The following is a 25,283-nucleotide window of genomic DNA, read 5'->3' as shown; positions in this document are numbered from 1 at the left end:
GCCACAGCCTAGTACGAGCCCTCGTACGAGCGGTGCGGGGACTTCGGACGGTTCGGGGGCTGTTCGATATCCTCCGGGCGGGTGGCGGCGAGGGGCCGCCGGTGGGGAAGCGAGAACCGTATGCAGTCGCCGTCGTCCGAGGGGTCCGCACACGGAGCGTCGTGGCAGTGGGACGAGGGGACGGACGGCGGCGAGGCCTCCGAGGACGTGGTCGCGGGCGGCGGGGAGCGCCCCCGGCCGAGCCGGCGGCAGCTGCTGCTCGGTGCCGGAGTGATCGCTGCTGGCGGGGCCGCCTGGGCCGCGTTCGGCCGTTCGGGTGGCGGTACGGCCCGGCCCGCGCCGGGGCCGACCTCCCTGTCCGGGCCGACGCCGCTCTGGACCTACCGCGGCCCGGCGGCGATGACCCCGGAGCGGATCGCCACCGGCCTGCCGAGCCGGCCGCTCTACCTGTCCAGGAACGGCCTGCAGGTCCTCGACCACACCACGGGCGCCCCGGGCCGGCTGCTGGTCTTCGACCCGCCGTCCGCCCGGAGCCTGCCCGGCGGCTCCGAGGCTCTCGACCCGGTGGTGCTCGGGCCGGAACACCTCTTCACCACCTACCAGGGCCACGTCGAGGCCCGCCATTTCACCGACTCCGCCGCCGACTGGAGCCTGCCGCTGCCCGACGAGCTCCAGGAGCAGACCCGGCTGGCCGGCTTCGACCCCCACGACCCCGGCGTCCTCTACGGCTGTTCCTGGGGCCGGCCGAAGTCGGACGGCCGCCTTCCGGCGCACTACCTTTTCGCGCTGCGGGTCACCGACCGCACCCTGCTCTGGTCCGTGCGCACCGAGGAGCAGGAGCTGCCCGTCACGCCCGCGACCCGGACCGGGTTCACCCACCACCTCGCCTGCCTGCGCGTCGTCGCCGGCCGCACCGAGCTGGCGGTCCGGGACGCCGCCACGGGCCGCGAGGTGTGGACGGCCCCCGGCGAGGAGGGCCTGCGCTGGTGCGTCAGCGGCTACAACTCCTTCCTCGTCCCCGACGGCAAGGGCGGCGTGCGCGAGCTGTCGACCGCGGGCAAGCCGGCCTGGTCCCACTCCCCCGCCCCGGGCGAGTCCCGGCGGGCGCTGGCGCCGATCGTGGACGGCCCCCAGCTGTACATCCCGTGGGACGAGGGCCTCATCACCTGCCACGACACCTCCTCCGACACCGTGCTCTGGTCCTGCCGGCTGCCCTTCCCGCTGGACCGCCGCAACCGCGTGCTGCTCGGCGACAAGACGCTGTTCGTCCCGGGTACGGCCGACGCCGGGGTCTGCGCGGTCTACACCTCGACCGGAGAACTCGGCTGGACCTTCCGCGACTCCGGCCCGGCCAGGGGCCCCTGGACCGTCGCCAGCGGCTGGGGCCGGCTCTACGCCGGCCACGACGACGTCCTGCACGCCCTCCCGCTCTGAGCCCCCTCGGCCCCGGTGTCTTCGGACCGGAGCGCCCGGAGCGCCCGGAGCGCACCGACGACCGCACGAACCGGCAGGATGGCCCGATGCAGGTACGCCCGATCTCCCCCGACAACCTGGCCGAGCTGCTCGCCGACCGCATCGCCGCCCTGCCCGGGGCCGGCGGCCGGTACCTGCGGGTGGCCGTGGACGGCGCGGCCGCCGCCCGCCCCGAGGCGCTCGCCGACGCGCTGGTGGATCCGCTGCGGCTGCGCGGCCTCCCGGCGCTGCGGGTCTCGGCCGCCGGCTTCCTTCGCCCGGCCTCGATCCGGCTGGAGTACGGCCACCACGACGCGGACGCCTTCCACGACCTCTGGCTCGACGACGGCGCCCTGGCCCGCGAGGTGCTCGACCCGCTGGAGCCGGGCGGCAGCGGCCGTGTCCTGCCCTCCCTGCGGGACCCGGTCGCCGACCGGTCCACTCGCGCCCCGTACACCGAACTCCCGCCCGGTGGCGTGCTGTTGCTGGACGGCGCGCTGCTGCTCGGCCGCTGGCTGCCGCTGGAGCTGACCGTCCACCTGGCCCTGGGTCCGGCCGCGCTGGCCCGCCGCACACCGGCCGACGAGCAGTGGACGCTGCCCGCCTTCGCCCGCTACGAGACGGAGACCGTCCCGGCCGAGGCCGCCGACGTCACCGTCCGGGTGGACGACCCGCGCCACCCCGCGCTGGTCGAGCGGGGGTGACCTCGGGGGCCGGGCCGCGCTGGCAGTACGGGCACCAGTACACCGCCCGGTCGCGCGGCGGCGCGCCCTGGCGCCCGGTGGCCACGGGGGTGACGCAGCGCGGGCAGGGCCGCCCGGCCCGGCCGTACACCCAGTGCTGGTAGCCGGGCCGGGTGTCGCCGGTGGTGATGTGGCCGGGGCGCAGCTTGTTGGCCTCCAGCATCTGCCGGGCGCGCTCCACCAGCCGGTCCGGGTGCGGGAGTTCGCCGACCTCGGTCCAGGGGGTGACGCCCGCGACGAAGCACAGCTCGTTGGCGTAGACGTTGCCGATCCCGGCGAGGTTGCGCTGGTCGAGCAGGGCCTCGACGACCGGGCGGCCCGGACGGGCGAGCAGCCGGCGGACGGCTTCGCCCGGGTCCCAGTCGGGGCCGAGCAGGTCGGGGCCGAGGTGGCCGACTATCCGCCGTTCGTCGGCGGTGCGCAGCAGTTCCACGACGGGCAGCCGGTAGCCGACGGCGGTGCCCCGGTCGGTGCCGAGGACGGCGCGGACCTGCCAGTCGGGGCCCGCGGTCCACCGTTCGCCGGGGCGGTAGACCACCCAGCGGCCGTCCATCCGCAGGTGGGTGTGCAGGGTGAGGCCGCCCTCGAAGCGGGTGAGCAGGTGCTTGCCGCGCGGGGCGACCTCCAGCACCCGGCGGCCGGTGAGGTCGGCGGTGGCGTGCGCGGGCACCCGCAGGTCGGCGCTGGTCAGCGGCTGTCCGGCGAGGGCCTCGTGCAAGTGGGCCGCCACGCGGTAGACGGAGTCACCTTCTGGCATGACTCCATTCTGGTCCGCGCGGCGGCCCGGCGGGGCACCGGCCCCCGGCCCCGGCGTCCTACTCGGACGGCTCCTTGTCGCCGTGGGCCTCGCGCACCACGACCACCGGGCAGGGCGCGTGCTCGGTGAGGTGGCGGCTGACCGAGCCGAGCAGCACACCGGAGAAGCCGCCCAGGCCGCGGCTGCCGACGACGAGCAGTGCGGCGCCCTCGGCGGCTTCCAGCAGCGCCTTGGCGGGGTTGCCGGGCACCACGCTCTCGGTGATCCGCACGCCGGCGTCGTCGCCGGCCACCTTGGCGACGGTCTCGGTGAGGGTCTGGCCGGCGAGTTCCTCGGGGTTGAAGGTCTCGACGGTCGGCACGCCCTGTCCGGCCCAGCCGTAGAAGGCCGGGTACTCCCAGGCGGCGATCGCGTGGATCGTCCCGCCGACGGCCCGCGCGTAGTCGATCGCCCAGCTCAGCGCCTGCTCCGAGGCGGGCGAGCCGTCCACGCCGACGACGATCCGGGGATTGGCACTCATGCCTTGCTCCTTCGGTTGCTCCTGATCGGTCCCGACCCTCCGAACATAGATCAAATCGGACAAACGGCCGGTATCTGCCACGCCGGAAGCGGCCCGCGGCATTCAAATCGATTGCAGCCGGGCTTCCGGACCCGGGAGGATGCCGGGCCGCCCGGCCGGCCGCGCCGCGGTTCCGCGCCACCGGCGGACGAACGCCGCTCCGCCTCGCGTCGTCCCGCCGGGCCGGGCCCAGATGTCGGTCAACTCCGGTAGGCAGTCCAGGAGTTGGACATCCGCTGGACCTGTCCGGGAGTGAACTGGGTCATGCAGGAGTCGTAGCTGTAGTCCATGAAGTTGTGGATCGGGTCGAGTCCGGGGCCGGTGCAGGTGTCCCGGCCCTCGGGGCAGCCGGAGGCGGCGGTGCGCTCGGCCGGGGTGTCCTCCACGTAGTCGCCCGGGGCCCGGCAGCCGTTCTGGAAGGTGTGGAACAGGCCGAGCCAGTGGCCGATCTCGTGGGTCGCGGTGTCGCCCTCGTCGTAGTGGGTGGCGGCACCGCCCGGCAGGGAGGCGTCGAGCACCACCACGCCGTCGTCGACCGGGTTGGTCCGGTACGCGTTCGGGAAGGTCGACCAGCCGAGCAGGGAGTCGCCGAGGCGGGCGGTGTAGAGGTTGAGGGTGCCCTGGTCGCCCTGGCGCAGGGCGGCCTTCATGGTCTGCTCGGCCGAGGAGCCCGGGGTCATGCCGGCGTACCAGGAGGCGTTGTCGGTCCAGTCGGTGCCGACCAGTTCGAAGTGGAACGGGCTCGGGGCGTTGCCCTCGCCGCGGCCGCCGTAGCTCTCGTTGAGGTGGTCGATCTGGCCGGCGACGGCGGCCTGGTCCAGCCGCCCGGTGTCGCCGTCGTGGATCACGTGGAACCGGACGGGGATGGTGGTCGGGTTCGCGGCCCGGCGCCGGCCGCCGCCCAGTTCGGCGAGCCGCTGGTCGAGGTCGGCCTGCATCGCCCGGGCCTCCGCGGCGCTGACCTCGTTCGGGTCGCGGTCCGCCCGGCTCCCGGCCGGCAGCCTCGCGGCGGCGCCGGCCGCACCGCCGCCGGCCGCGCACACGGCCGGGGCGGCGGCGGCACGGTGCGCGGCCGGTGCGGCGAACTGGCTCAGACCGGCCGCGGCGACCAGCGCGGCGGCGCAGGGGAACAGGCGGGGGGCACGCGGGCGCACCCGGGCAGTACGGCGCATCAGCGCTCCTGACGGGGAGTCGACGGGGTCTCGGCCGCGCCCGGGGGCCTGCTCCGGCCGGACCCGCCGGCGCCCCGGCGCGGACTCGCCGAGACTACGACGCCGTGAAGTCGATCTCCCGCAGGGCGCGCGCGGCGGCCCGGTCGAGTACCACGGCCGACGCACAGCCGGCCGGCGGCCCGTCGGCCTCCAGCATCCGGCGGCGCAGCCGGGCGACCGCGGCCCGGTGCCGGGCGAAGGCGTAGCGCGAGACGCCGCGCCGGCGCCGCCGCTGCCCGTCCAGCGCCTCGGCCGGGTCGACGTCGAGCAGCAGCAGGTGCACCCGGCGGCCCTGCCGCGCGGCGGTGCCGACCAGCCAGGCGCGCACCCAGGGCTGGGTGCCGCAGTCGTGCACCGCGAGCGGCCCGCCGTCCAGGACGGCCCGGCGCAGCCGCCGGTAGTGGGCGAGCCGGGCCAGCGGGCGGTAGAGCGCGTACGGCAGACGGCCGGGAAGCCGGGCCGCGTACTCCTCGCGGACCAGCTGGGAGTCGATCAGCGGGGCGCGGACGCAGCGGCGCATCAGGGTGCTCTTGCCGCTGCCGGGCAGGCCGGTGACGACCAGCAGGTCCCCGGCGGGGTAGCGCAGCACCGCCGGTCCGGGGCCGCGCAGCTCGTGCCGGGCGGGCGGGTCGTGCGGCGCGGGCAGGACGACCCGCTCCCCGGCGGTGCGCGGCGGCGGCACCCTCGGCACCGCCGCCGTCGGCATCGCTCTCGTCCGGCTCACCCGGTCTCCCCCCGCCGTTCCCCGTCCACCGCTCCCCGTCCAAGGAGCATGGCGCATTCCCAAAAACGAGTAAAGGGCGGAGGTCGGCGCGGGTGCGACCGGGGTCCCCCGGGCGCTCGGGCCCGGCGGCGGACGTCAGCCCAGCTGCGGGGCGACCCGGGAGGCGATCACCTCCAGGTGGTCGAGGTCGTCCAGGTCGAGGATCTGGAGGTAGATCCGCTCGCTGCCGACCGCCGCGTACCGGCCGAGCTTCTCGACCACCTCGTCCGGGGTGCCGGCCAGGCCGTTCTCCTTCAGCTCCGCCACCTCGCGGCCGATCGCGGCGGCCCGGCGGGCGACCTCGGCGTCGTCGCGGCCGACGCAGGCCACCAGGGCGTTGGAGTAGACCAGGTCGGACGCGGAGCGCCCGGCCCGCTCCACGGCGGCGCGGACCCGGCCGAACTGGGCGGAGGTGTCGTCCACGGAGGCGAACGGCAGGTTGAACTCGTCGGCGAACCGGGCCGCCAGGGCCGGGGTGCGCACCGGGCCGTGGCCGCCGACCAGCACCGGGACGTGCTCCTGGGCGGGCTTGGGCAGCGCGGGCGAGTCGGTCAGCGTGTAGTACTCGCCGGTGAAGTCGAAGGTGTCGCCGAGCTTGGTTCGCCACAGCCCGGTGATGATCGCCAGCTGCTCCTCCAGCCGCCCGAACTTCTCCTTGGGGAAGGGGATGCCGTACGCGGTGTGCTCGGCCTCGTACCAGCCGGCGCCGAGGCCGAACTCGACCCGGCCGCCGCTCATGGCGTCCACCTGGGCGACCTGGATGGCGGTGACGCCCGGCAGCCGGAAGGTGGCGGCGGTCATCAGGGTGCCCAGGCGGATGGTGCTGGTGTCGCGGGCGAGGCCGGCCAGGGTGATCCAGGCGTCGGTGGGCCCGGGCAGGCCGTCGGCGTCGCCCATCCTCAGGTAGTGGTCGGAGCGGAAGAAGGCGCTGAAGGCGCCGAGCTCCTCGGCGGTGCGGGCGACCTTGAGGAGGGTGTCGTAGCTCGCACCCTGCTGGGGCTCGGTGAAGATGCGGAGGTCCATGCCGGCCATTCTGGTACGGAGCACCCGCTGATCGGCAGAGCGGATCCGGTGGACCACGGAACGTTTCCGCCACGGCGGGCGGGCGCGGGCGGGGTGGCCAAGGTCTCAGCACGGAACCGTCCCGGGCGTCCGTTCCCGCCCCGGCGCTCGCCTAACGTGGACGGATGTTCGCCACCTCCGACGATTCCTTCCGGCGCTCCCCCGACGAGCCGGCCGGCTGTCCGCTGCCCGGCATCGTGACGGCCTTCACGCCCCGGCTGGCCGAGTTCGCCTTCGAGCCCGGCTTCGTCGCGGCGGTCGACCAGCACGCGGCGATGCTGCGGGAGCTGCTGTACGCGCAGGGGCCGGAGCTCGCGCCCCGGCCCCTGGACCGTGAGGAGTTGTCGGACTACGCGCTGGGTTTCCTGGACGCGCTCCGCGAGATCGGCTGGCGGGAGCCGGTCGGCTACGACTACGCCGTCATCCGGCTCACCGCGATCTGCTGGCTGGTGCGCGAGCAGGGCCTGCTGGAGGTCTGAGCCCCGGCAGGCCCCGCCCGAGCGGGACGGTCAGCGGTCCTGGTCGCCCTCGATGCCCGGCGCGGGCGGGGTGCCCGGACCGGTCTGGGTGGTCGGCCTGATCGGCTGGTTGGACAGCGCGTCGGAGCGGCCGGCCTGGTAGGCGGTGCCACGCAGCCGGGCGGTCTCCCGCTCGGCGCCGTCCAGCCACCGCTCCCAGCGCTGGCGCATCGGGATGATCAGGCCGCCGCCGACGCCGACCACCAGCACACCGGTGATGGCGGCGAGCGCGGCGATCAGCACCGGTCCGGTGATCGTGGTGGCGATACCGGCCTGGCCCAGGGCGGCGATCACGCCGAGGCCGACGATGAACGCCCAGACCAGGGTGGAGACAGTCCGGCCGTACGAGGCGCCGGAGAGCGAGTTGCCGACGATGTCGCGCACGGCGTTGGCAATGGCCATCGCGACCACCACGATCACCACGGCGACGATGCCGCGCGGCAGCCAGGCGACGATGCTGTGGATCATCGTGCTGATCGGGTTCGAGCCGAAGACGCCGAACGCGAGCTGCAGGGCCATCAGCAGGATGATGTAGTACACCACCTTGCTGATGATCCCGGTCATGTCGTACTTGGAACCCCGCAGGTGAGCGGCCACTCCGGACCGCTCCGCGACCCGTTCCGAGCCGACCCTGCGCAGCACCCGGTCGAGGATCTTGGCGATCGCCTTGGCCACGAACCAACCGACGACCAGGATCGCCAGGAAGGCGATGAACTGCGGAATGACCTTGGCGATCTTCGACCAGGCCTCGGTGAAGCCGGATCCGAAGTCCACGGAAAGTGCGAGCTGCTGAGCCACGGAGTCCTCCACTCGGTGACACGGCGCCACGAGCGGCGCTTCCGGCCCCCCACCCTTCGTGGATAGCAGTCGCCCGCCCCGGCCGCGCGCCCCCGCTGTCCGGGATGCTCCCCTCGGGTGAATGCTCCGGCCGTCCGCACGCGTACAGTGGCGATCCGGGGGACGTCGGGCACGGGGCGGGACGGACGGGACGGTGCGGCAGTGAGCGGTACGGCGGCGGAGCGCGCGGTGGAGCACCGCGCACTGCACTGGCGGGTCCGGCCGGAAGCGGCCCGGGCGGCCATCCTGGTGCTGCACGGCGGCGAGGAGCACAACGACGCCCGGCCCGGGCGCCTCAACCTCCCGCTGCTGCGGATGCACGGCTTCCTGCGCGGCCTCACCCGGGCCACGGCGCGGGCGGACGTCGCGATCGGGACCGTCCGCTACCGCCACCGCGGCTGGAACGGCGAACGGGCCGACGCCGCCCGGGACGCGACCGCCGCGCTCGACGAGCTGGCCGCGCTACTGGGCCCGGTGCCGACCGTGCTGGTCGGCCACTCGATGGGCGGGCGCGCCGCGCTCCGGGCGGGCGGACACCCCTGCGTCACCGGCCTGGTCGCGCTCGCGCCGTGGTGCCCGGCCGAGGACCCGTGCGAGCAGCTCGCCGGCCGGGACGTCCTGATGCTGCACGGCGACCGCGACACCGTCACGCCGCCCGCCGACACCCGGGCCTTCGCCGCCCGCAGCCGCGCCGCCGGTGCCCGGGTCTGCGGCTACACCGTCACCGGCAGCGGCCACGCCATGCTCCAGCGCGTCCCCGACTGGCACCGCGCCACCACGCGGCTCGCCACCGCGCTCCTCGGCCTCCACCCGCTGCCCGCGGAGACCGCCTCCGCCCTCGCGCTGCCGGCCGCCTCCCGCGAGGCCCTCACCCTCGCCCTCCCGCCCCAGCCGCGCCGCACCCCGCTGTTGCCCGCGAACCCCTGACGGCCCGGCGGGCCCGCCCCTGGGCTCAGCTCGGGGGCAACTCACCCGGGCCCACGGGCAGTCGCGGCGGATCGAGCGCCGCCGCGATCCGCCGGCGGACGTGGCCGGCCCCCGGCGGGTCCTGGCGGTGCCTGGCGGCGCCCGCCCTGTCCGGCGGCGTGTTGCGGCGGGGACGGCTCAGGACTTGGCGCCGTCGGGCCGGACGCAGGGGGACTCGAAGCCGACCAGCAGCGTGGCGGGCCAGTTGTCGCCGTCCACGAGGGAGGCCTTGAAACCGTTGTCCGGGTTCGTGAGGACGATCACGCCGGGCCTGCTGTCGGTGACGTCGAACCCGGCCACGACCAGGTGGCCGCGGAAGGCGTCGAAGACCGTGTCGTGGTGGTCGGCCGGGATGTCCCGCAGGAAGCGGTACGTCACGGCCTTGACCCGGCCGTCCGGCTCCGAGGGGGCGTCCTTCTTGAAGCACTGCTCCTCGCCGTCCCGTTCGACGATCGGCGAGATCGGCTTCGGGAAGGCGAGGAAGGTCTCGGTGAAGTACGTGTCGGTCTTCTGCTTGGCCTGGGCACTGGTCCGCGGGGCGTCGGCCGAACCGGAGCAGGAGGTGGCCGCCAGCAGGACGGCGCCGGCCGACAGGGCCGAGCGCACGGCGCGAGCACGGGGAGAGGCAACGGTCACCGCATGGTCCTTGAGGGGGTGTGTGGGCTGCTGGGGTCGGAATGATCCTAGACCGTGTGTCCGAGGGCGACGGCGAAGACCGCCGTCACCCACGTCCACAGCACCGAGAGGCCCAGGTGCGCGACGGTCCGCAGACGGTCGCCGCGCCACAGCCGGGGCGAGAAGTAGGCGAACTCGAAGAGCCAGCGCAGGCCCCAGAAGAGGGTCTGGCCCGCCAGCAGCGCGGTGCCGAGCCGCCCGCCGGCGAGCAGCTCGGGGGCCAGGAGGAGCGGGAGCAGACCGAGCAGGACGCAGGCGAGGCCGATGAAGAAGAGGTGCGCGTAGGAGACCTGGCGGGTCAGCAGGGTCGTACCGGACAGGTCGGCGGGCCAGCCGATGGCGCGGGGCAGCACCGCGTGGACCAGGCCGACGGCCACGAGGGCGGCGCCGACCAGGCGCAGCTGGGCCTCCAGGGCGGTCGGTCCGGCGATCAGCCCGGTCACCTGATCGGTCATCGGGCGGCTCCCGGGGTGGGCTTCCGGAAGGCGAAGGCGGTGACCAGGCCCGCGATCCGGCGTTCGGCGGCCGGGTGCAGGCCCGCCTCGGCCGCGTGCCGGAGCCAGGTGGCGCGGGGCAGGAAGTGCCAGGCGCCGGGGCCGTAGACGGCGGTGTTGGCGGCGTCCCGCAGGTGCTCGACCAGCAGCAGGGTGCCGCCGGGGCGCAGGGCGCGGGCGGCCTCGGCGAACAGGGCGGTGCGGTCGGCGGGCCGACGCAGCTCGTGGGCGGCGAAGACGGCGAAGACGGTGTCCAGGGTGCCGGTCGCGGCGGGCAGCGCGTCCGGGCGGGCCGGGATGCCGCCGGGGGCGGGCGGGCAGTGGCGGCGGGCGCGGCGGATCGAACCGCCGGCGGTGAGCGCCGGGTCGTACAGGTCGGCGAACCGGCCGTGGGCCTCCGGGTGGCGGGCGGCGAGCGGGCGGCTCGCCTCGTCCAGGCCGGTGCCGATCACCAGGTACTCGCCGGGGCCGCCGCCGGGCAGCAGGTCGGGCAGCCAGTCGTAGCGGTGGAGCCCGGAGCGGTCGTAGACGCACCAGGTGGCGAGGGTTCCGAGGACGAGGTACCCGGCGGCGGTGGCGGCGGCCGTCCGGGCGAGCGCGGCGGCGGGGCCGGGCAGCCGCCGGGCCAGCGCCCGGCCGGCGGCGACGGTGAGCGCCCCGGCGGCGTACATCGGCCAGTTGTAGCGGACCACCTCGCGCACCCCGGAGGGACGGGGGCCCGCCGGTCCGGCGGTGGCGGGGCGGGGTCGGGGCACGGACGCGCGGCGGGCGGGGCCCGGGGGCGAGGCTGGAACCGGGGCTGGGGCTGGGGCTGGGGTGGTCATCGACGGGCTCCGGTGAGGGTGCGGCGCTCCCCCGCGTGCCAGCCGTAGTCGAGGCCGGCCACGTGGAAGGCGTTGGCGAGGACGGGCCGGCTGCCGGCCAGCGGTCCGTGGTCGAAGAAGGTGAGCCGGGGCACCTCGACGGCCACCGGGGCCGGGTCCCAGTGGGCGCGGGTGGCCTTGACCACGATCACCGAGCGGGTCTGCGGCTCGTACTCGAAGGTGTAGGGCAGCGGGCCGGCGAAGCGGCGCGCGGCCCGGGCGTCCGCGAACGGGCTGCCCGGCGGGAGGGCGGCGGGGGCGCTGCCGAGGTCGGCGCGCACGTGCAGGTCGGCCCGGCCGTCGCCGCTGACCACCTTGAACTCCAGGGTGTCGCCGACCACCCGGGTGCCGATCCGGGCGTGCCGGTACCGGTAGCGGGAGAAGGCGTTGCCGCCGAGCGCCATCATCCGGCTGTCGGTGTCGGAGCGCAGGATGCGCAGGCCGCGCATGGTGCGGCCGCCGGGGGTCGGGAAGCGGGTGAAGACCCGGTAGCCGGTGAGGATGAAGTCCCGGCCGAGGCCGGCGGGCAGGGCGGCCGGGCGCAGCGCCCGGGTGTCCACGACGGCCGCGGCGACGAAGCCGTGCTCGGTGCCGGCGGGGTCGGTGTAGGTGTCGAGGGCGAGGCCCGGCGGCACCAGCGGGGAGAGCAGCCGGGGCGGCAGGGCGTAGGTGAGGACGAGCGAGTGCGCGAAGTGGGTTCGCATCGCGAAGGGATGGCGCTGCAACAGGTGTCGCACGGTCGACTCCGGGGTCGGGTACGGGATTCGGAGCGTGACGGGGCAGCACGGGAGGGCCCTTCGCCGCAGGCCGCGGTGGGGCGCTCTCGCGCGTCCTCATCATGGCGCACGACTTTGAACGTGTTCAACTCCGGGTGGGAGCGGACTCGCGGGGGTGCACGAACGGGGCCCGCGCCGTGTCGGCGCGGCCCCCCGGGTGTGGCGGAGGCGGGGTCAGGACACCGTCGGATGCAGCGAGCCGGGCACCGGCGGGCTACGGCCCCGGGGGGCTCCCGTAGGCGGACGAACCACCCCGGGCCGCTCCCCGCTCCCCCCGCACGGGTGGTTTCGCCCTCCAGGCCTGCGTCCGAGGCGGTCGGTGGACGGATGATCCGTTCCATGGGCCGTACCGGGCGGCCCGGGAAGGGACGGTTCGGAACGATGAGCACGACGCGGCGGTCGCTGCTGGGCGCGGCGCTGGCCGCCCCGCTACTGGGGTGGCTCACCGGGACGGCGGCCGGTGCCGTTGACGGCGGCACCGACCGCACCGGAACACTGGGCACGCTCTCCGACGGCTGGGTGGAAGTGCGCTGGACGCCGGAGGCACAGGCCCAACTGGACCGCTTCCACGCGATGGTGGACGTCGTCGCCCCCGCCCGCATGGTCCACGACGACCGGGGCCCCGCGGTCCACCTGCCGATCCGCTCCGCCCTGGGCGACCCGTCCCTCGCCAACCCGCCCGAGGCGCACGGCGACGGGGCACTGGACGGCGGGGTCTGCGTCAGCACCTCCAAGGGCGACTACCGCGTGGTGAACCTGGTCGGCGCGATCAAGGACGGCCTGGGCTCCGGCCGGTGCGAGGTCAGCGGGGCGGAGATGGGGCACCGCTCGGCCTTCCGCTGCGGCCTCACCGAAGGGGAGCTGACGGCCGACCCGGTGCCGGCCGGACAGCCGATGAAGGTCCGGCTCAGCGGGGTGCCGCTGCGCCCCACCCAGGAGGCGGTGGACGCGTACACCGCGAACTTCGGCGCGCACCCGGTCACGGTGGACACCGTGCTGGCGTACGTCACGGCCCAGGGGACGTACACCCCTCCTCCGGCCGCGCAGGAGCCGCAGGCGTAGCGGGCCGTGGGCGGCGGGAGGGCCCGGACTGGGCGGGCACACCGCCGCCGAAGCGTCGCTCGCGGGCCGCGTAGGCCCGGACCGCCCCGCGCAGCCGGGCCAGGTCGTAGTCCGGCCAGGGCGTCGGGTCGAACAGCAGCTCGGCGTAGGCCAGGTGCCAGGGCAGGAAGTTGCTGATCCGCTGCTCACCGGACGTGCGGATCAGCAGGTCCACGTCCGGGAGGTCCGGGAGGTACAGGTGCCGGGCGAGGTCGGCCGGGCCGATCTCCTCCGGCCGGATCCGCCCGCCCACCGCCTCGACGGCCAGCCCGCGCGCCGCGGCGGCCAGTTCCTCCCGGCCGCCGTAGTCGACGCAGACCGTCAGGGTCAGCGTGCCGTTGTTGGACGTCAGGCTCTCCACCAGCGCGATCTCGGCGGCCAGCCACTCGTCCACCCGGTCCCGCCGGCCGCACCAGCGGATCCGTACGCCGAGGGCGTGCAGGCCCCGCGCGCTGCGGGTGAGGCCGTCGGCCAGGGAGTCGAACAGCGCGGTCAGTTCCTCGGGCGGGCGGTCCCAGTTCTCGGTGGAGAACGCGTACAGGCTCAGGTGGCGGATGCCCAGCCGCAGCGCCGCGTTGACCAGCCGCAGTGCGGCCCGCTGCCCGGCCCGGTGGCCGTGTTCGGCGGGCAGCCGACGGGTCTCGGCCCAGCGCCGGTTGCCGTCCATGATCACGGCGACGTGGGCGGGCCCGCCCGCGGGAGGCGCGGGCCGGGCCCGTCGCCCGGGCGTGACCCCGTCGGAACTCAGCGGCGTGAGCCCCTCGGTGAGGACGCGCGAGCGCACCAGGGTCGCCTCGTCGTACTGCAGTTGGGCACCGAGCAGCATGGTGTGCAGGAACGGGCGGCAGCCGGGGGCCACCAGCCAGGTGGCGGGCAGGGCCCGCTCCAACAGGCGGTGCAGCAACCGCTGCTGGTTCGCGGCCAGCTCGTCCAGGGCGGGCCGGCGGTCGCCCCGGTGGCTGTTCCGGTGGTCGTCCTGGTGGTCGTCCCGGCCCAGGTCGGCGACGGTCAGGCCGAGTCGGCGCAGTTCCTCCCGCGGCAGGTAGCAGCGGCCGGCCGCGAGGTCGAGCGGGAGGTCCTCCAGGAGGTCGGCCAGCTGGCAGGCCTCCCCCAGCGCGGACAGCGCGGCCGCAGCCCGCGGGCCCCGCGCGCCCAGCAGCGGGGCCCACAGCTCGGTGACCGTCCCCGCGATGCCGCGCAGGTGGCGGCGCTGGTCCGCGAGGGTCCCGAGGGCCGGCGGGCGGGCGCCGTCGGCGCGGGTGGCGTCCAGGAACTCCTCGACCAGCGCCCGGTCCAGCTCCCAGCGCCGCACGGTGTCCACGAAGGCCCGGCGCAGCGGGTGCCCGCTGTGGCCGGCCGCCAGCTCGGCCAGGGTGTCGGCCCGCCAGCGGGCGAAGCGGCGCTCCCGCTCGGCGGGGTCGGCGGTGCCCCGGGGGGCTTCGGCGTCGGGCCCGTGGACGTCCGGGTCGTCGGCGAGCCGGTCGGAGCGGGAGGCGAAGCCGTTGACGGCGTGGACGTACGGCCGCACCTCGGGAGGCAGCAGGTCGCTGATCGCCCGCAGTGGGGCCAGGTGGGCGGCCACCTCCCGCTCGCAGAGCCGGTACGACTCGGCCAGCTCCGGCGGACCTCCGACCACCTCCGTCCCGTCCCCCGCCATGCCCGTTCCCCGCCCTCCGCCGACACCGTGCGCCGACCGGTCCAACGAGCCGGCGGCGGATCGGTGGCGGATCGGTGGCGATCGGGGTGGCCGTCACCGGAGCGGGACCGTCCGTCGCTCGTCGGGTCCGGTCGGGCCGGTCTGGCCGGTCTGGCCGGTCGGGCCGGTCGGGCCGGTCGGGCTCAGCCGAGGTCGGCCGGGGTCTCCACCACCACGCCGTAGAGGTCGCCGATCGTCGCCAGCGCGGCGCGGTGGACCTGGGCGGCCGTCAGCCCGGTGCCCGCCGACTCCAGCGGCCGGGTGGCGCAGGCGGCGGCCACCACGGTCGGGCGGTGGCCGCGCAGGAAGGCCCCGGCGGTGGTGAAGGCGACGCACATGTGGGTCATGAACCCGGCGACGACGACGTCCCGGTGGCCGGCCGCGTCGAGCAGGTCGCCCAGCTCGGTGCCGACGAAGGCGTCCGGGGCCTGCTTGACCACCACGCGCTCGCCCTCGGCCGGGGCCACGCTGGGGTGGATCCGCCCGATCTCGGCCCGGATGTCGTACGGGGTGCCCTCGCCGCCGTCGTTGACCACGTGGATCACGGTGGCGCCGGCCGCCCGGGCCCGGGCGAGCAGGTCGGCGCCGGCGCCCAGCGCCTCCCGCCAGCCCTCCAGTTCCATCACGCCTCCCACGTAGGTGTTCTGGTAGTCGATCATGACCAGGGTCGAGGCGCCGAGCACGGCGGGCGTCTCGTCGAGGCCGTTGAGGGTGCGCAGGGTGGTCGTGGGCACGGGGTACCGCCTTCACGGTTGGGGATCGGTGATCTCGCAGGTCACAGCCGGTGTGGCCGGCCTCGAAAACGCTACGGTCGGCGCTCCGGTGTCGGCAATGTCGCCTAACATGCAGATTCCGACATCGAGGAAGGACGCCGATGCTGCCCGGACAGACCCCACCGGCCGGACGGACCGCACGGTCCTCGGAGACGGCGCGGACCGCACCGGCCGCGCAGCGGCTGATCGTCATCGTCCTGTTCGAGGGCGTCGACCTGCTCGACGTGACCGGCCCGCCCGAGGTGTTCTCCCTGGTCCGCCGGGAGACCGACGGCACGACCGGCTACCGGGTCGTGCTCGCGGCCGAGACGGCGGAGCCCGTCACCACCGCGGCGGGCGTGCGCGTCCTGCCCGACCTCACCTTCGACGAGGCCGCCCGGAGCCGGATCGACACCCTGCTGGTGCCCGGCTCGGTCGAGGTGGACGACCGCCGCCGGGTCCGCGCGCTCACCGACCCGGCGGTGGTCGACCGGGTCCGCACGCTGGCCGCCCGCTCGCGCCGGGTGGCCAGCGTCTGCGTCGGCGCGCACCTGCTCGCCGCCGCCGGGCTGCTGGACGGCCGGCGGGCCACCACCCACTGGTCCACGGCCGGCCAACTCGCCGAGGAGCACCCGGAGATCGAGGTCGATCCGGACCCGATCTTCATCCGCGAGGGCGAGGTCTGGACGGGTGCGGGCATCAGCGCCTGCCTGGACCTGTCACTCGCGCTGGTCGCCGAGGACTTCGGCGAGGAACTGGCCCTGCGGGTGGCCCGACAGCTCGTCATGTACCTCAAACGCCCCAGCGGCCAGAGCCAGTTCAGTGTCCCGCTGGAGCCCGTGTCGACGACCCGGCGGATCGAGGAGCTGCGCCACCACATCCTGCGCAACCTCGCCGGGCGGCTCACCGTCCCGGACCTCGCGGCCCACGCCCACGTCAGCGAACGGCAGTTGACCCGGATCTTCAAGACCGAACTGGGCACCACCCCGAGCGCCTACGTCGAGTCGGCCCGGGTCGAACTCGCCCGTCACCGGCTGGAGTCCACCGACGAGACGCTCGAACGCGTCGCCGGCGGCTGCGGGTTCGGGACCGTCGACACCCTGGTGCGCGCCTTCCGCCGCCGCCTCGGCACCACGCCGACCGACTACCGGCAGCGCTTCCGCACCACCACGGCGACGGCTACCGGATCGACGGCGGTCCCGGCAGCCGGACGGTGAAGCGCGTGCGGCCGGGCCGGCTCTCCACCGCCACCGTGCCGCCGTGCGCCTCCACCACGGCCCGGACGATGGCCAGGCCGAGCCCGGTCGAGCCGGTGGCGCGGGAGCGGGCCCGGTCGCCCCGGACGAAGCGTTCGAAGACCCGGTCGACCAGCTCCGGCGCGATCCCCGGACCGTCGTCCGTGACGCTCAACTCGACCTGGCCGTCCGACCGTTCGAGGCACAGCCGGGCCTCGGTGCCGGGCTGGGTGTGGGTCCGGGCGTTGGCCAGCAGGTTGGCCACCACCTGGCTCAGCCGGTGCCCGTCCCCGCGGACCAGCACTGGCTCCTCGGGCAGTGCGAGCCGCCAGCGGTGCTCCGGCCCGGCGGCGCGGGCGTCGGCCACCGCGTCGAGGGCGATCCGGGTCAGGTCCACCTCCTCCGCGGCCAGCGGACGGCCGGCGTCCAGCCGGGCGAGCAGCAGCAGGTCCTCGACGATCGCGCCCATCCGCACCGCCTCGGCGTCGATCCGCTCCAGCGAGTGCCGCACCTCCCCGGGCACCGGACCGGGATGGCGCAGCGCCAGCTCGGCGTGGCCGCGGACCGCCGCGACCGGGGTGCGCAGCTCGTGGCTGGCGTCGGCGGCGAAGCCGCGCAGCCGCTCCTCCACCGCGTGGCGGCGGGCCAGGGCGTCGCCGACGTGCCCGAGCATCCGGTTGAGCGCGGCGCCGACCCGGCCGACCTCGGTGCGCGGGTCGGCGTCCGGCACGCGTTCGGCGAGCATCACCTCGCCACTGGCGAGCGGCAGGGCACTGACCCGCTCCGCCATGCCCACCACCCGCCGCAGCGGGCGCAGCGAGAAGCCGACCCAGACGGCCCCGGCCGCTCCGGCGGCGGCGACGGAGATCGCGAAGACGGTGAGCTCCAGGGTCGCCAGCCGCCCGACGGTGTCCTCGGCCGGGCGCAGCGGCAGGCCGCTGACCAGGACGTCGCCGTCCCGCCCGGCGACCGCGCGGACCCGGTAGTGGCCCAGGACCCCGCCGAGGTCGAGGGTGCGGGCCGGGCCGCCGACGGGCAGGGCGGCCAGCTCCCGCTGCCGGTCGGGGGTGAAGGCGACCCGGTCGTCCTCGTCCCCCGGGGCGTCCACGTCGTCGGCGTCCCCGTCGACCACGCCGGCGGCGGTGACCCGCCCGTCCAGCAGCCGAACGCCGAGGGTGCCGGGGGTCTGGGCCCTGGTGTCGGGGCCGGCGCCGTGGCCGGTGTGCTCCAGGCTCGCTGCGTAGCGGCCGCCCGACTCGGTGAGCTGCTGGTCCAGCCGGTCGACCAGGAAGTGGCGCAGCGCGGCGGTGGTGGCGAGGCCGACGGCCGCACAGGTGGCGACGAGCAGCACCAGCAGGCCGGCGATCAGCCGGGCGCGCAGGGTGCGGGGCACCAGCCGGGTGCGCGGGGTGCGGAGCCTCACGGCGCGGCCTTGATCAGGTATCCCGCGCCGCGCACCGTGTGGATCATCGGACTGCGGCCCGCGTCCACCTTCTTGCGCAGGTAGCTGATGTACAGCTCCACGACGTGCGCCTGCCCGCCGAAGTCGTACGACCAGACGGCGTCCAGGATCTGCGCCTTGCTGAGCACCTGCCGGGGGTGGCGCATCAGGTGGGCGAGCAGCGCGTACTCCGTCGGGCTGAGCTCCACCGCCTCCCCGCCCCGGGTGACCTCGCGGGCCCGGTCGTCCAGCACCAGGTCGCCCAGCACCAGGGCGTGCGGGGGCGGCTGCCGGGTCGCCGCCGGCGGGGCGGCCCGGCGGAGCAGGCCGCGCAGCCGCACCATCACCTCGGCCAGGCTGAACGGCTTGGTCACGTAGTCGTCGCCACCGGCCGCGATGCCGGCGATCCGTTCCTCGACGGCGTCCCGGGCGGTGAGGAACAGCACCCGCACCTCGGGCTGCTCGGCGTGGATGCGGCGCAGCACCTCCAGGCCGTCGAGGTCCGGCAGCATCACGTCCAGCACCACGGCGTGCGGCCGCCAGGCCGCGGCGGCCTCGACGGCGGCCAGGCCGGCGGTCTCGCCGCGCGCCTGCCAGCCCTCGTAGCGGACGGCCCCGCAGACCACCTCGACCAGGTCCGGCTCGTCGTCGACGACCAGGACCCGCCAGTCCGGGCGGTCGGCGGTCTCGTCCATGGGGCTCCTCGGGTCGGTGCTGGGCATTGTTCATCCTGGCCGGTCCCGATGAGAAACCGGTGAGACCTCCACCCCCGGCCGGCTGGCCTTCACACCGACTCTGACCTGGCACGATGCCCCCGGGTCGAGGCCGGGCGCGGCCACCGTTCAGAGCCGGCTCAGAGCTTGCGGTGCGATCGTCGACAGCCTCGGCGGCACTCGCCGCCGGGCGCTGAGGAGGTTCCCGATGAGCACTGCCGCCGCACCGACGTCGCGGCCCGGGCCCCGGCCGGCACCCGACCGCCCGAGGCACCGGGCGGCACCGCGTCCGCCGTTCGCCCTCGACCCGCGCGCGGCGCTCGCCCTGATCGCCGTGGGCGCGCTCGGGGTGCTCGCGATCTGGTGGAAGGGCACCCCCTCGGTGGTCGGCGCGGCCGGCTGGCTGACCGGCGCCGGCCGGATCACCGGGCTGCTGGCGGGCTACGCCGCGCCGGTGCTGCTCCTGCTGATGGCCCGGCTGCCGCCGGTCGAGCGCGGGGTCGGCGCGGACCGGCTGGCTCGCTGGCACGCCTTCGGCGGGCGGTGGACGGTCGCCCTGGTCACGGTGCACGTGCTGACGGTCGTCTGGGGCTACGCGCTGACCGACGGGCGCGGCCCGGTCGGCGAGGGCGTGGAGATCGTCTTCCACTACCCCGAGATGATCAAGGCCACCCTGGGCACCCTGCTGCTGCTCGGCACCGGCGCGGTCTCCGCCCGGATCGCGCGCCGCCGCCTGCGCTACGAGACCTGGTACCACCTCCACCTGGCGACCTACCTCGCGGTGGCACTGGCCTTCTCCCACCAGCTCGCCACCGGCGCCGACCTGGGCGGCGGCCCCGCCGCGGCCGCCTGGTACGCCCTCTACTTCGGCACCGCGGCACTGATCGGCTGGTTCCGGCTGCTGCGGCCGTGGCTGCTCGACCGGCGGCACCGACTGACCGTCGCCGAGGTCCGGCGCGAGGGCCCCGGCGTGGTGTCGCTGTTCCTCACCGGGCGGCGGCTGGACGAACTCTGCGCCGAACCCGGCCAGTTCTTCCGGCTCCAGTTCCAGGCACCCGGGCTGCGCTGGGCCGCCAACCCGTACTCGCTCTCCGCGCCGCCGCACCCGGAGTTCCTGCGCTTCACGGTCAAGGACCTCGGCGGGCACAGCGCGGCGGTGGCCGGACTGCGCCCGGGCACCCGGGTGCGCGCCGAGGGCCCGTACGGGGCGTTCACCGGGCGGCGGCTGCGGCAGCGCCGGGTGCTGCTGCTCGGCGCGGGGGTCGGGATCACCCCGCTGCGCGCCCTGTTCGAGACCCTCCCGGGCGAGCTGACTCTCGTCCAGCGGGCCCGCCGGCCGCAGGACGTGCTGTTCCGGGCGGAGCTGGCCGAGGTCGCCCGGCGGCGCGGTGCGGCGGTGCACGAGCTGCTCGGCCCGCGTGAGCGGGTCGGGGACCTCGGGGCCGCGCTGGCCCGGCTGGTCCCGGACCTCGCCGGGCACGAGGTCTACCTGTGCGGCCCGGACGCCTTCGCCGAGGAGGCCGTCCGCGCGCTGCGGGCGGCGGGGGTGCGGCCGGGGCGCATCCACCACGAGAGCTTTTCGTTCTGAGCCGGTCCGGTCCGGCCGGACCGGGACTTCCGGGACTTCCGGGACTTCCGGTACATCCGGCATGTCCGGCTGACCGGGCCCCTGTTGCCGAGCACCTGAGGAGTGTCGATTTCCATGCGCCGAGCCGTCGTCACCAGCGCCGCCACCGCGGCCGGGGTGGTGCTGCTGCTGTCCCTCAAACCGCACGAGGCCCCCGGCCCCGCCCCGGTGATCGGTTCGGGACCGGGCACCGCCACCGGGGCCGGGAGCGGAACCGGGGCCGGGAGCGGAACCGGGGCCGGTTCCGGGGCCGACGTGTCGGCTCCTTCGGGCACGGCCCCCTCTCCCGCCCCGTCCTCCCCGGCCGCCTCGGGCTCCGCCCCCTCCGCGGGCACCGGCGCGACCCGGAAGGTCAGCGGCAACACCGTCAACACCCGGTACGGCCCGGTGCAGGTACAGGTCACCCTGGCCGGCAGCCGGATCACCGCCGTCGACGTGGTCAAGTACCCGACCGCCGAACGGCGCGACCTGGAGATCAACGGCTCCGCGCTGCCGATCCTCAACCAGGAGGCGATCGCCGCGCAGAGCGCCCGGATCGACGTGGTCAGCGGGGCGACGTACACGAGCGACGGCTACGTCCGCTCCCTGCAGAGCGCCCTCGACCGGGCCAGGGGCTGAGGCTGCCGTGCTCCGCCACGCCGAGCCCGTGATGGGCACCGTCTTCTCGATCACCGTGCGCGACCCGGGCCCCGGCACCCCGGTCGTGCTGGAACGGATCACCGAGCGGCTGCACCGGATCGACACGGTGTTCTCCACCTACCGGCCGGACAGCGACATCAGCCGCCTCGACCGGGGTGACCTGGCCCCGGACGACTGCGACCCGGAGGTCGGCGCCGTCCTCGCCGCCTGCCGCGCGGTGGCCGCCGAGACCGACGGCTACTTCAGCGAGCGCCCGGGCGGCCGGCTCGACCCCAGCGGCTGGGTCAAGGGCTGGGCGGTCCAGCAGGCGGCCGACCTGCTGCGCGGCTCCGGCGCCCGGCAGTACTGCGTCAGCGGCGGCGGGGACGTGCAGACCGCCGGCGGCCCGTGGCGGATCGGCATCGCCGACCCCCGGCGGCCGGGGCTGCTGGCCGCCGTCCTGGCCGGCCACGACCTGGCCGTGGCCACCTCCGGCACCGCCGAGCGCGGCGCGCACGTCCTCGACCCGCACACCGGCCGCCCGGCCGAGGGCCTGGCCTCGCTCACCCTGGTCGGCGCGCCGGGCACCGGCATCGCCCGCACCGACGCCTGGGCCACCGCCGCCTTCGCCATGGGCCCGGACCGCGCCCTCGCCTGGGCCGCCCGCCGGCCCGGCATCGAGGCCCTGGCCGTGCTGCCGGACGGCACCAAGCGCTGGACGCCGGGCCTGCCCGGGCACCTGCCGGCGAGCGGTCCCGCGGACTGGCGGTCCGCCGTCGGCTGACGGACCGGGGCCGCGGAACGCGCGTTCCGGATGCGGAACGGGCGTTCCCGGGAACGCGCGTTCCCGGAAACCTTCACTCCCCCGCTCCGCCCCGGTTCTACGGCCGCTCCTGCTGCGCCGCCCGCCAGGCCTCCCGGGCCACCAGCGGCGCGAGGTACGACCAGCGCCGCGAACCGTCCGGGCAGGTGCCGCCCTCGACCAGTTCGGAGACCGTCCGGCGGGTGAACGGCACCCAGACGGCCATGTCGTGCTCGAAGGTGCTGTGGCAGGCCTCGCGACGGCGGTCGATCGCGGCCGCGTCCAGCCGGGACCGGACGGTGGCCACCAGCGTGTAGCAGGAGGCCGGCTCGCTCCAGCCCAGCCAGGTGATCGCGGTCGGCCCGACATCCTCCGGCAGCAGCCCCAGCTCCTCCTCCAGGGCCCGCCGGACCAGTCCGTAGAAGTCCTCGGCGGCGCCCGGCTCGTCGCGGTACTTCATCGTCTCGTTGATCCCGACCGTCCACTGCGCCGGGAAGGTCTCGACCGCCAGCGAGCGGCGGAGCAGCAGCAGCCGCCCCGACCGGTCCCGGACCGCGACACAGGCGCTGACCATCGTGGGCGGCGCCACGGCCACGAAGCTCGTCAGGCCCCGGTCCAGCGCCTCGCGCAGCAGCCGGGCCGCCTCCGGGTCCTCCCGGCCCAGCCCCGTGGTGGCCATGCACTCCGCGTAGTCGCTCTCGGCGATGTCCACCTCGCAGACGCGCGCGCCGCTGTGCTCGCCGTGATCGACCGTCAGCCGCGAGATGTACGCCGTCCGGCCCGCCGCACCGGCCGCCCGGCGGCGCACCACCTCGCCGTCCCAGCCGACCGCCTCCAGCACGTGCGGGCGCTCCACCCGCCCGCGGTGCGCCGTCACCAGGGTGCCCGGCGCCAGCGGCCTGGCGGCCGACCAGGTGATCAGCGGTGCCAGTCCGTCCGCCCGCACGTCGTGCGCCCGGGCGGCCACCGTCAGGCTCGCCCGCCGGACCCGGGGCGCCGGCACCCGGGAGCCGAGCCGCGAACCGCCGAACTTGGCGAAGTCGTACACCAGATTGGTCAGCACGCCGAGCAGCAGCGCCCCACCGATCCCCAGCAGCCACTCCACCCCGGACCCCCCACTTCCGCGATCGACGGCCCCATTGTGGAGCCGCCCCGCCCGTCGGCGGAAGGGCCGCACCCGCAGACGACCGGCGCCGGGCCGCCCGTCCTCCGCCCGTCCTCCGCCCGCACGTCGTGCGCCCGGGCGGACGCCCCGCCTACCGGCCGTCGGCGACCGCCAGCCGCACCTGCTCCTCCTCGACGATCCGCGCCGCCAGCGACTGCTCCGACACGTCCACCGCCTCCGGCGTCGACTCCGCGACCTCGCTGCGCCGCGCGTAGTCGTCGAAGAGCCGGCTCTTGGCCCGCAGCAGGTCCAGCATCCGCTGGTCCACGCTGTCCGCCGCCAGCAGCCGGTGCACCCGCACCCGGCGGACCTGCCCCATCCGGCGCGACCGCGCCACCGCCTGCTCCTCCAGGGTCGGCTTGACCTGCGGCTCGCAGAGGATCACCACCGAGGCCGCCTGGACGTTCAGCCCCACGCCCCCGGCCTGGATCTGACAGAGCAGCACCGCGTGCCCGGGCTCCGCACCGAACGCGTCCACCACGTCCTGCCGCCGCACCGCGTCCAGGGAGCCGTCGATCGGCCCGAACGCCCGGCCCGGCCCGGGCCCCCCGGACTCCCCATCCGGCCCGGGCTCCCGCTGCTCCAGGGCCGATCGGACCGCCGCCAGGACGTCCCGGAAGAACGAGAAGACCACCACCTTCAGCCCGCTGTCCGCCGCCTCCCGGACGATCTCCAGCAGCCGCCGCAGCTTGGCCGACTCCGCCGGGTCCGCGTACCCGGCCCGGCGCATCGCCGGGAAGTTGCCCGCCGCGACGGCCGACCGGTAGGCGGCGAGGTCGGCCGGCGAGAACTCCTCCCACTCGTCCACGTGCACCACCTCGGGCAGCTCGGTGAGCACGTCCCGCTGGTTGCGGCGCAGGTACGCCGGGGCGACCGCCCTGCGGAAGACCGCCGGCCCCGCGGCCCCCGAGACCTGCTGAAGCCCCGGCACCAAGTCGGGCTGGAGGTACCGCACCAGGGCGCGGAACTCGTCCACCCGGTTCTCCATCGGCGTCCCGGTCAGGAACAGCACCCGCTCCACCCGCTCCGCCCAGGCGGCCACCGCCCGGGAGCGCTGCGCGTCGGGGTTCTTGACGAAGTGCGCCTCGTCCACGACGACCATCCCGACCGTGACCGCCTCGGCCGCCTCCGCGAGCTCCGGGCGGCGCAGCCCGTCGAAGGTCACCACCGCGACCCCGCCGTCCCGCAGCCACTCGGCGAGCGCCGGCTCCCGGTCCGGGCCGTGCACCCGGAACGCCCGCAGGGTGCTGCGGGACTCGACCTCCCTGGTCCAGTTGATCAGGACGCTGGCCGGGCAGACCACCAGGAAGTGGGTGCTCCCCCCGGCCCGCAGGTGCGCCAGCACGGCGATCGCCTGCACCGTCTTGCCCAGGCCCATCTCGTCCCCGATGATGACCCGCCGCTGGGCGAGCGCGAACCGCGCCCCGAACGCCTGGTAGCCGCGCAGCGAGACCCGGCAGTGGGCGTCGTCCAGCGGCTCGGCCCGCACCCGGTCCGACAGTTCCCCGGGCAGGAACCCCTCGGCGGCGGCGAGTTCGACCCCGGCCTCCTCGACGATCCCGCCGAGCACGCCGTAGTAGTCGGCCGAGCGGAGCTCGAAGTCCGTCCACGCCTCGACCGGGTCGACCGGCGGACGCAGCAGGTCCACCGAAGCCTGGGCGAGCAGCACCGGGACCTCCTGCGCCCCGTACCCGGCCAGCGCCTTCTCCAGCCCCTCCACCGCCGCCTGAGCCAGCGCCCGCCGCTCCCGGCCGGCCAGCAGCCCGCGCAGCACCCCCCGGGCCGGCTGCGCCGCCGCCACCAGCGGCTCCAGTTCGGCCTCGACCCGCTCCGCGGCCTCCCGGGCCCGCCGCGCCTCCGGCCCGGCGGCCACCAGCCGCTGGAGCGCGACGACCAGCGCGGTGCCCGTCCCGTCCTGCCGCTCGACGTCCAGCCGCACCGCCACCGTCTGCTCGACCGCCCTGGCGATCTGCCCGGCCGCGGCCAGTGCCTGCGCCGCCGTCTGCGCCCCGATCCCCGGGATCAGCCGCAGCGTGTAGCCGGAGGCCTCCGCCACCTGCCGCACCGTCGCCAGCCCGGCCGCCTCCAACGCCCCGACCCGCAGCCGGCCTTCGGTCACGTCCCGGAGCCGCGCCACCGGGATGGAGTCCAGTTCCTCGCGCACCAGCCGGTCCCGCACGCCGACGTACGCCAGCCGCACCTGCTCCACGGCGCCGCGGTGGTCCGCCACGACCGCCCCGGCCGCGGCCCGCAGGCCCTCCGCCTCGGCGAGGACCGCTCCGGGCCGCCGTCCGCCCCGCCGCCGCTCCCCCATCGCCCGCCCCGTCTCCGCTTCGCGCACGCGACTTCGCTTCGCGCGCACAACCAGGACCCCATGATTCCACTCGCCTCCGCTCCCCGGCCTGGTCGGCGCGCACCAGCTCCTGGCGGATCAGCTCCAGGCTGCGGCCCGGCCAC

Annotated in this window: 25 protein-coding genes; 9 read left to right on the top strand and 16 right to left on the bottom strand. The window is 76.0% G+C overall.

Features of this window, described 5'->3' with window-relative positions; genetic code table 11:
• Positions 1-120: 120 nt before the first annotated feature.
• Together ACWD4P_RS30120 and ACWD4P_RS30115 are read left to right on the top strand one after the other, a co-directional pair.
• Positions 121-1,434, top strand: a complete 1,314-nt coding sequence (locus ACWD4P_RS30120) for an outer membrane protein assembly factor BamB family protein (RefSeq protein ID WP_449781814.1) — start codon at positions 121-123, stop codon at positions 1,432-1,434.
• An 86-nt stretch (positions 1,435-1,520) separates the two neighbouring features.
• A complete protein-coding gene (locus tag ACWD4P_RS30115; protein ID WP_449781813.1) occupies positions 1,521-2,156 on the top strand; it encodes a uridine kinase in 636 nt (211 codons plus the stop codon).
• Here ACWD4P_RS30115 and ACWD4P_RS30110 read toward each other — a convergent pair.
• The 5 genes from ACWD4P_RS30110 to ACWD4P_RS30090 all read right to left on the bottom strand — a co-directional run bounded on the left by ACWD4P_RS30110 (position 2,104) and on the right by ACWD4P_RS30090 (position 6,508).
• Entirely contained in the window at positions 2,104-2,952 is an 849-nt protein-coding gene (locus tag ACWD4P_RS30110; protein WP_449781812.1) for a DNA-formamidopyrimidine glycosylase family protein, read from the bottom strand. The two genes, ACWD4P_RS30115 and ACWD4P_RS30110, sit on opposite strands and share 53 nt — an antisense overlap.
• A gap of 58 nt (positions 2,953-3,010) precedes the next feature.
• Positions 3,011-3,472, bottom strand: coding sequence for a universal stress protein (locus ACWD4P_RS30105; RefSeq protein WP_359831768.1), 462 nt, complete (start codon positions 3,470-3,472; stop codon positions 3,011-3,013).
• Between the two features lie 239 nt (positions 3,473-3,711).
• Positions 3,712-4,683, bottom strand: coding sequence for a zinc metalloprotease (locus ACWD4P_RS30100; protein WP_449781811.1), 972 nt, complete (start codon positions 4,681-4,683; stop codon positions 3,712-3,714).
• 94 nt (positions 4,684-4,777) lie between these two features.
• Positions 4,778-5,428, bottom strand: coding sequence for an AAA family ATPase (locus tag ACWD4P_RS30095; protein ID WP_449781819.1), 651 nt, complete (start codon positions 5,426-5,428; stop codon positions 4,778-4,780).
• Between the two features lie 153 nt (positions 5,429-5,581).
• Positions 5,582-6,508 (bottom strand): LLM class F420-dependent oxidoreductase, encoded by a 927-nt coding sequence (locus ACWD4P_RS30090; RefSeq protein ID WP_359830756.1) that lies wholly within the window; start codon positions 6,506-6,508, stop codon positions 5,582-5,584.
• A gap of 164 nt (positions 6,509-6,672) precedes the next feature.
• On the opposite strand from ACWD4P_RS30090, the gene ACWD4P_RS30085 reads away from it, so the two are divergent.
• Positions 6,673-7,026, top strand: a complete 354-nt coding sequence (locus tag ACWD4P_RS30085; RefSeq protein WP_359830754.1) for a DUF6401 family natural product biosynthesis protein — start codon at positions 6,673-6,675, stop codon at positions 7,024-7,026.
• A gap of 30 nt (positions 7,027-7,056) precedes the next feature.
• Here ACWD4P_RS30085 and ACWD4P_RS30080 read toward each other — a convergent pair whose 3' ends face one another.
• On the bottom strand, positions 7,057-7,863 hold the full coding sequence (locus ACWD4P_RS30080) for a mechanosensitive ion channel family protein (protein ID WP_359830752.1): 807 nt from the start codon (positions 7,861-7,863) through the stop codon (positions 7,057-7,059).
• 201 nt (positions 7,864-8,064) lie between these two features.
• Between ACWD4P_RS30080 and ACWD4P_RS30075 the strand changes: the two genes are divergently transcribed.
• Positions 8,065-8,829, top strand: a complete 765-nt coding sequence (locus ACWD4P_RS30075) for an alpha/beta fold hydrolase (RefSeq protein WP_359830749.1) — start codon at positions 8,065-8,067, stop codon at positions 8,827-8,829.
• A 177-nt stretch (positions 8,830-9,006) separates the two neighbouring features.
• Here ACWD4P_RS30075 and ACWD4P_RS30070 read toward each other — a convergent pair whose 3' ends face one another.
• The 4 genes from ACWD4P_RS30070 to ACWD4P_RS30055 form a co-directional block, all read right to left on the bottom strand.
• Positions 9,007-9,504, bottom strand: coding sequence for a hypothetical protein (locus ACWD4P_RS30070; RefSeq protein WP_449781810.1), 498 nt, complete (start codon positions 9,502-9,504; stop codon positions 9,007-9,009).
• Positions 9,505-9,551: 47 nt separating this feature from the next.
• Positions 9,552-9,998: a hypothetical protein gene (locus ACWD4P_RS30065; protein WP_449781809.1), complete on the bottom strand. Its 447-nt coding sequence runs from the start codon at positions 9,996-9,998 to the stop codon at positions 9,552-9,554.
• Entirely contained in the window at positions 9,995-10,729 is a 735-nt protein-coding gene (locus ACWD4P_RS30060; RefSeq protein ID WP_449781808.1) for a class I SAM-dependent methyltransferase, read from the bottom strand. Before ACWD4P_RS30060 ends, ACWD4P_RS30065 begins: the two co-directional genes overlap by 4 nt.
• A 128-nt stretch (positions 10,730-10,857) precedes the next feature.
• Positions 10,858-11,637 carry a DUF2071 domain-containing protein gene (locus ACWD4P_RS30055; protein ID WP_449781807.1) on the bottom strand — a complete coding sequence of 260 codons (780 nt, stop codon included), beginning with the start codon at positions 11,635-11,637 and terminating at the stop codon, positions 10,858-10,860.
• A 420-nt stretch (positions 11,638-12,057) separates the two neighbouring features.
• On the opposite strand from ACWD4P_RS30055, the gene ACWD4P_RS30050 reads away from it, so the two are divergent.
• Positions 12,058-12,738 carry a hypothetical protein gene (locus ACWD4P_RS30050; protein ID WP_449781806.1) on the top strand — a complete coding sequence of 227 codons (681 nt, stop codon included), beginning with the start codon at positions 12,058-12,060 and terminating at the stop codon, positions 12,736-12,738.
• Here ACWD4P_RS30050 and uppS read toward each other — a convergent pair.
• Entirely contained in the window at positions 12,683-14,434 is a 1,752-nt protein-coding gene (uppS, locus tag ACWD4P_RS30045) for a polyprenyl diphosphate synthase (protein ID WP_449781805.1), read from the bottom strand. The genes ACWD4P_RS30050 and uppS overlap by 56 nt on opposite strands.
• 182 nt (positions 14,435-14,616) lie before the next feature.
• Positions 14,617-15,207 (bottom strand): isochorismatase family protein, encoded by a 591-nt coding sequence (locus ACWD4P_RS30040; RefSeq protein ID WP_449781804.1) that lies wholly within the window; start codon positions 15,205-15,207, stop codon positions 14,617-14,619.
• A gap of 140 nt (positions 15,208-15,347) precedes the next feature.
• Here ACWD4P_RS30040 and ACWD4P_RS30035 point away from each other — a divergent pair, with 140 nt between their 5' ends.
• Positions 15,348-16,442 (top strand): GlxA family transcriptional regulator, encoded by a 1,095-nt coding sequence (locus tag ACWD4P_RS30035; protein ID WP_449781803.1) that lies wholly within the window; start codon positions 15,348-15,350, stop codon positions 16,440-16,442.
• On the opposite strand, the gene ACWD4P_RS30030 is transcribed toward ACWD4P_RS30035, so the two are convergent.
• Complete coding sequence (locus ACWD4P_RS30030) at positions 16,405-17,883, bottom strand: sensor histidine kinase (RefSeq protein ID WP_449781802.1); 1,479 nt, start codon at positions 17,881-17,883, stop codon at positions 16,405-16,407. The two genes, ACWD4P_RS30035 and ACWD4P_RS30030, sit on opposite strands and share 38 nt — an antisense overlap.
• Positions 17,880-18,596, bottom strand: a complete 717-nt coding sequence (locus ACWD4P_RS30025; protein WP_359829243.1) for a response regulator transcription factor — start codon at positions 18,594-18,596, stop codon at positions 17,880-17,882. Before ACWD4P_RS30025 ends, ACWD4P_RS30030 begins: the two co-directional genes overlap by 4 nt.
• Positions 18,597-18,822: 226 nt before the next feature.
• Between ACWD4P_RS30025 and ACWD4P_RS30020 the strand changes: the two genes are divergently transcribed.
• The 3 genes from ACWD4P_RS30020 (at position 18,823) to ACWD4P_RS30010 (ending at position 21,643) form a co-directional block, all read left to right on the top strand.
• On the top strand, positions 18,823-20,202 hold the full coding sequence (locus ACWD4P_RS30020) for a ferredoxin reductase family protein (protein WP_449781801.1): 1,380 nt from the start codon (positions 18,823-18,825) through the stop codon (positions 20,200-20,202).
• Between the two features lie 114 nt (positions 20,203-20,316).
• Positions 20,317-20,859 carry an FMN-binding protein gene (locus ACWD4P_RS30015; RefSeq protein WP_449781800.1) on the top strand — a complete coding sequence of 181 codons (543 nt, stop codon included), beginning with the start codon at positions 20,317-20,319 and terminating at the stop codon, positions 20,857-20,859.
• 31 nt (positions 20,860-20,890) lie between these two features.
• The gene (locus ACWD4P_RS30010; protein WP_449781818.1) at positions 20,891-21,643 is read left to right on the top strand and encodes an FAD:protein FMN transferase; all 753 of its coding nucleotides are present in this window, start codon (positions 20,891-20,893) and stop codon (positions 21,641-21,643) included.
• 97 nt (positions 21,644-21,740) lie between these two features.
• Here ACWD4P_RS30010 and ACWD4P_RS30005 read toward each other — a convergent pair whose 3' ends face one another.
• Positions 21,741-22,766 carry an NUDIX domain-containing protein gene (locus ACWD4P_RS30005; protein WP_449781799.1) on the bottom strand — a complete coding sequence of 342 codons (1,026 nt, stop codon included), beginning with the start codon at positions 22,764-22,766 and terminating at the stop codon, positions 21,741-21,743.
• A gap of 151 nt (positions 22,767-22,917) precedes the next feature.
• Complete coding sequence (locus ACWD4P_RS30000; RefSeq protein ID WP_449781817.1) at positions 22,918-25,140, bottom strand: DEAD/DEAH box helicase; 2,223 nt, start codon at positions 25,138-25,140, stop codon at positions 22,918-22,920.
• Positions 25,141-25,283: the final 143 nt, after the last annotated feature.

Source organism: Kitasatospora sp. NPDC002543 (genome assembly GCF_053594915.1).
Note: the sequence above shows the minus strand (reverse complement) of the source record. Positions and strands in the feature narration are given on the sequence as shown.

Bases quoted from the DNA above. Each gene is read 5' to 3' on its own strand.
- uppS (WP_449781805.1), bottom strand. From the start codon at position 14,434: ATGGCGGGGGACGGGACGGAGGTGGTCGGAGGTCCGCCGGAGCTGGCC.
- ACWD4P_RS30025 (WP_359829243.1), bottom strand. From the start codon at position 18,596: ATGGACGAGACCGCCGACCGCCCGGACTGGCGGGTCCTGGTCGTCGAC.
- ACWD4P_RS30010 (WP_449781818.1), top strand. From the start codon at position 20,891: ATGGGCACCGTCTTCTCGATCACCGTGCGCGACCCGGGCCCCGGCACC.
- ACWD4P_RS30090 (WP_359830756.1), bottom strand. From the start codon at position 6,508: ATGGACCTCCGCATCTTCACCGAGCCCCAGCAGGGTGCGAGCTACGAC.
- ACWD4P_RS30085 (WP_359830754.1), top strand. From the start codon at position 6,673: ATGTTCGCCACCTCCGACGATTCCTTCCGGCGCTCCCCCGACGAGCCG.
- ACWD4P_RS30015 (WP_449781800.1), top strand. From the start codon at position 20,317: ATGCGCCGAGCCGTCGTCACCAGCGCCGCCACCGCGGCCGGGGTGGTG.
- ACWD4P_RS30000 (WP_449781817.1), bottom strand. From the start codon at position 25,140: ATGGGGGAGCGGCGGCGGGGCGGACGGCGGCCCGGAGCGGTCCTCGCC.
- ACWD4P_RS30095 (WP_449781819.1), bottom strand. From the start codon at position 5,428: ATGCCGACGGCGGCGGTGCCGAGGGTGCCGCCGCCGCGCACCGCCGGG.
- ACWD4P_RS30035 (WP_449781803.1), top strand. From the start codon at position 15,348: ATGCTGCCCGGACAGACCCCACCGGCCGGACGGACCGCACGGTCCTCG.
- ACWD4P_RS30115 (WP_449781813.1), top strand. From the start codon at position 1,521: ATGCAGGTACGCCCGATCTCCCCCGACAACCTGGCCGAGCTGCTCGCC.
- ACWD4P_RS30050 (WP_449781806.1), top strand. From the start codon at position 12,058: ATGAGCACGACGCGGCGGTCGCTGCTGGGCGCGGCGCTGGCCGCCCCG.
- ACWD4P_RS30105 (WP_359831768.1), bottom strand. From the start codon at position 3,472: ATGAGTGCCAATCCCCGGATCGTCGTCGGCGTGGACGGCTCGCCCGCC.
- ACWD4P_RS30110 (WP_449781812.1), bottom strand. From the start codon at position 2,952: ATGCCAGAAGGTGACTCCGTCTACCGCGTGGCGGCCCACTTGCACGAG.
- ACWD4P_RS30065 (WP_449781809.1), bottom strand. From the start codon at position 9,998: ATGACCGATCAGGTGACCGGGCTGATCGCCGGACCGACCGCCCTGGAG.
- ACWD4P_RS30100 (WP_449781811.1), bottom strand. From the start codon at position 4,683: ATGCGCCGTACTGCCCGGGTGCGCCCGCGTGCCCCCCGCCTGTTCCCC.
- ACWD4P_RS30120 (WP_449781814.1), top strand. From the start codon at position 121: ATGCAGTCGCCGTCGTCCGAGGGGTCCGCACACGGAGCGTCGTGGCAG.
- ACWD4P_RS30020 (WP_449781801.1), top strand. From the start codon at position 18,823: ATGAGCACTGCCGCCGCACCGACGTCGCGGCCCGGGCCCCGGCCGGCA.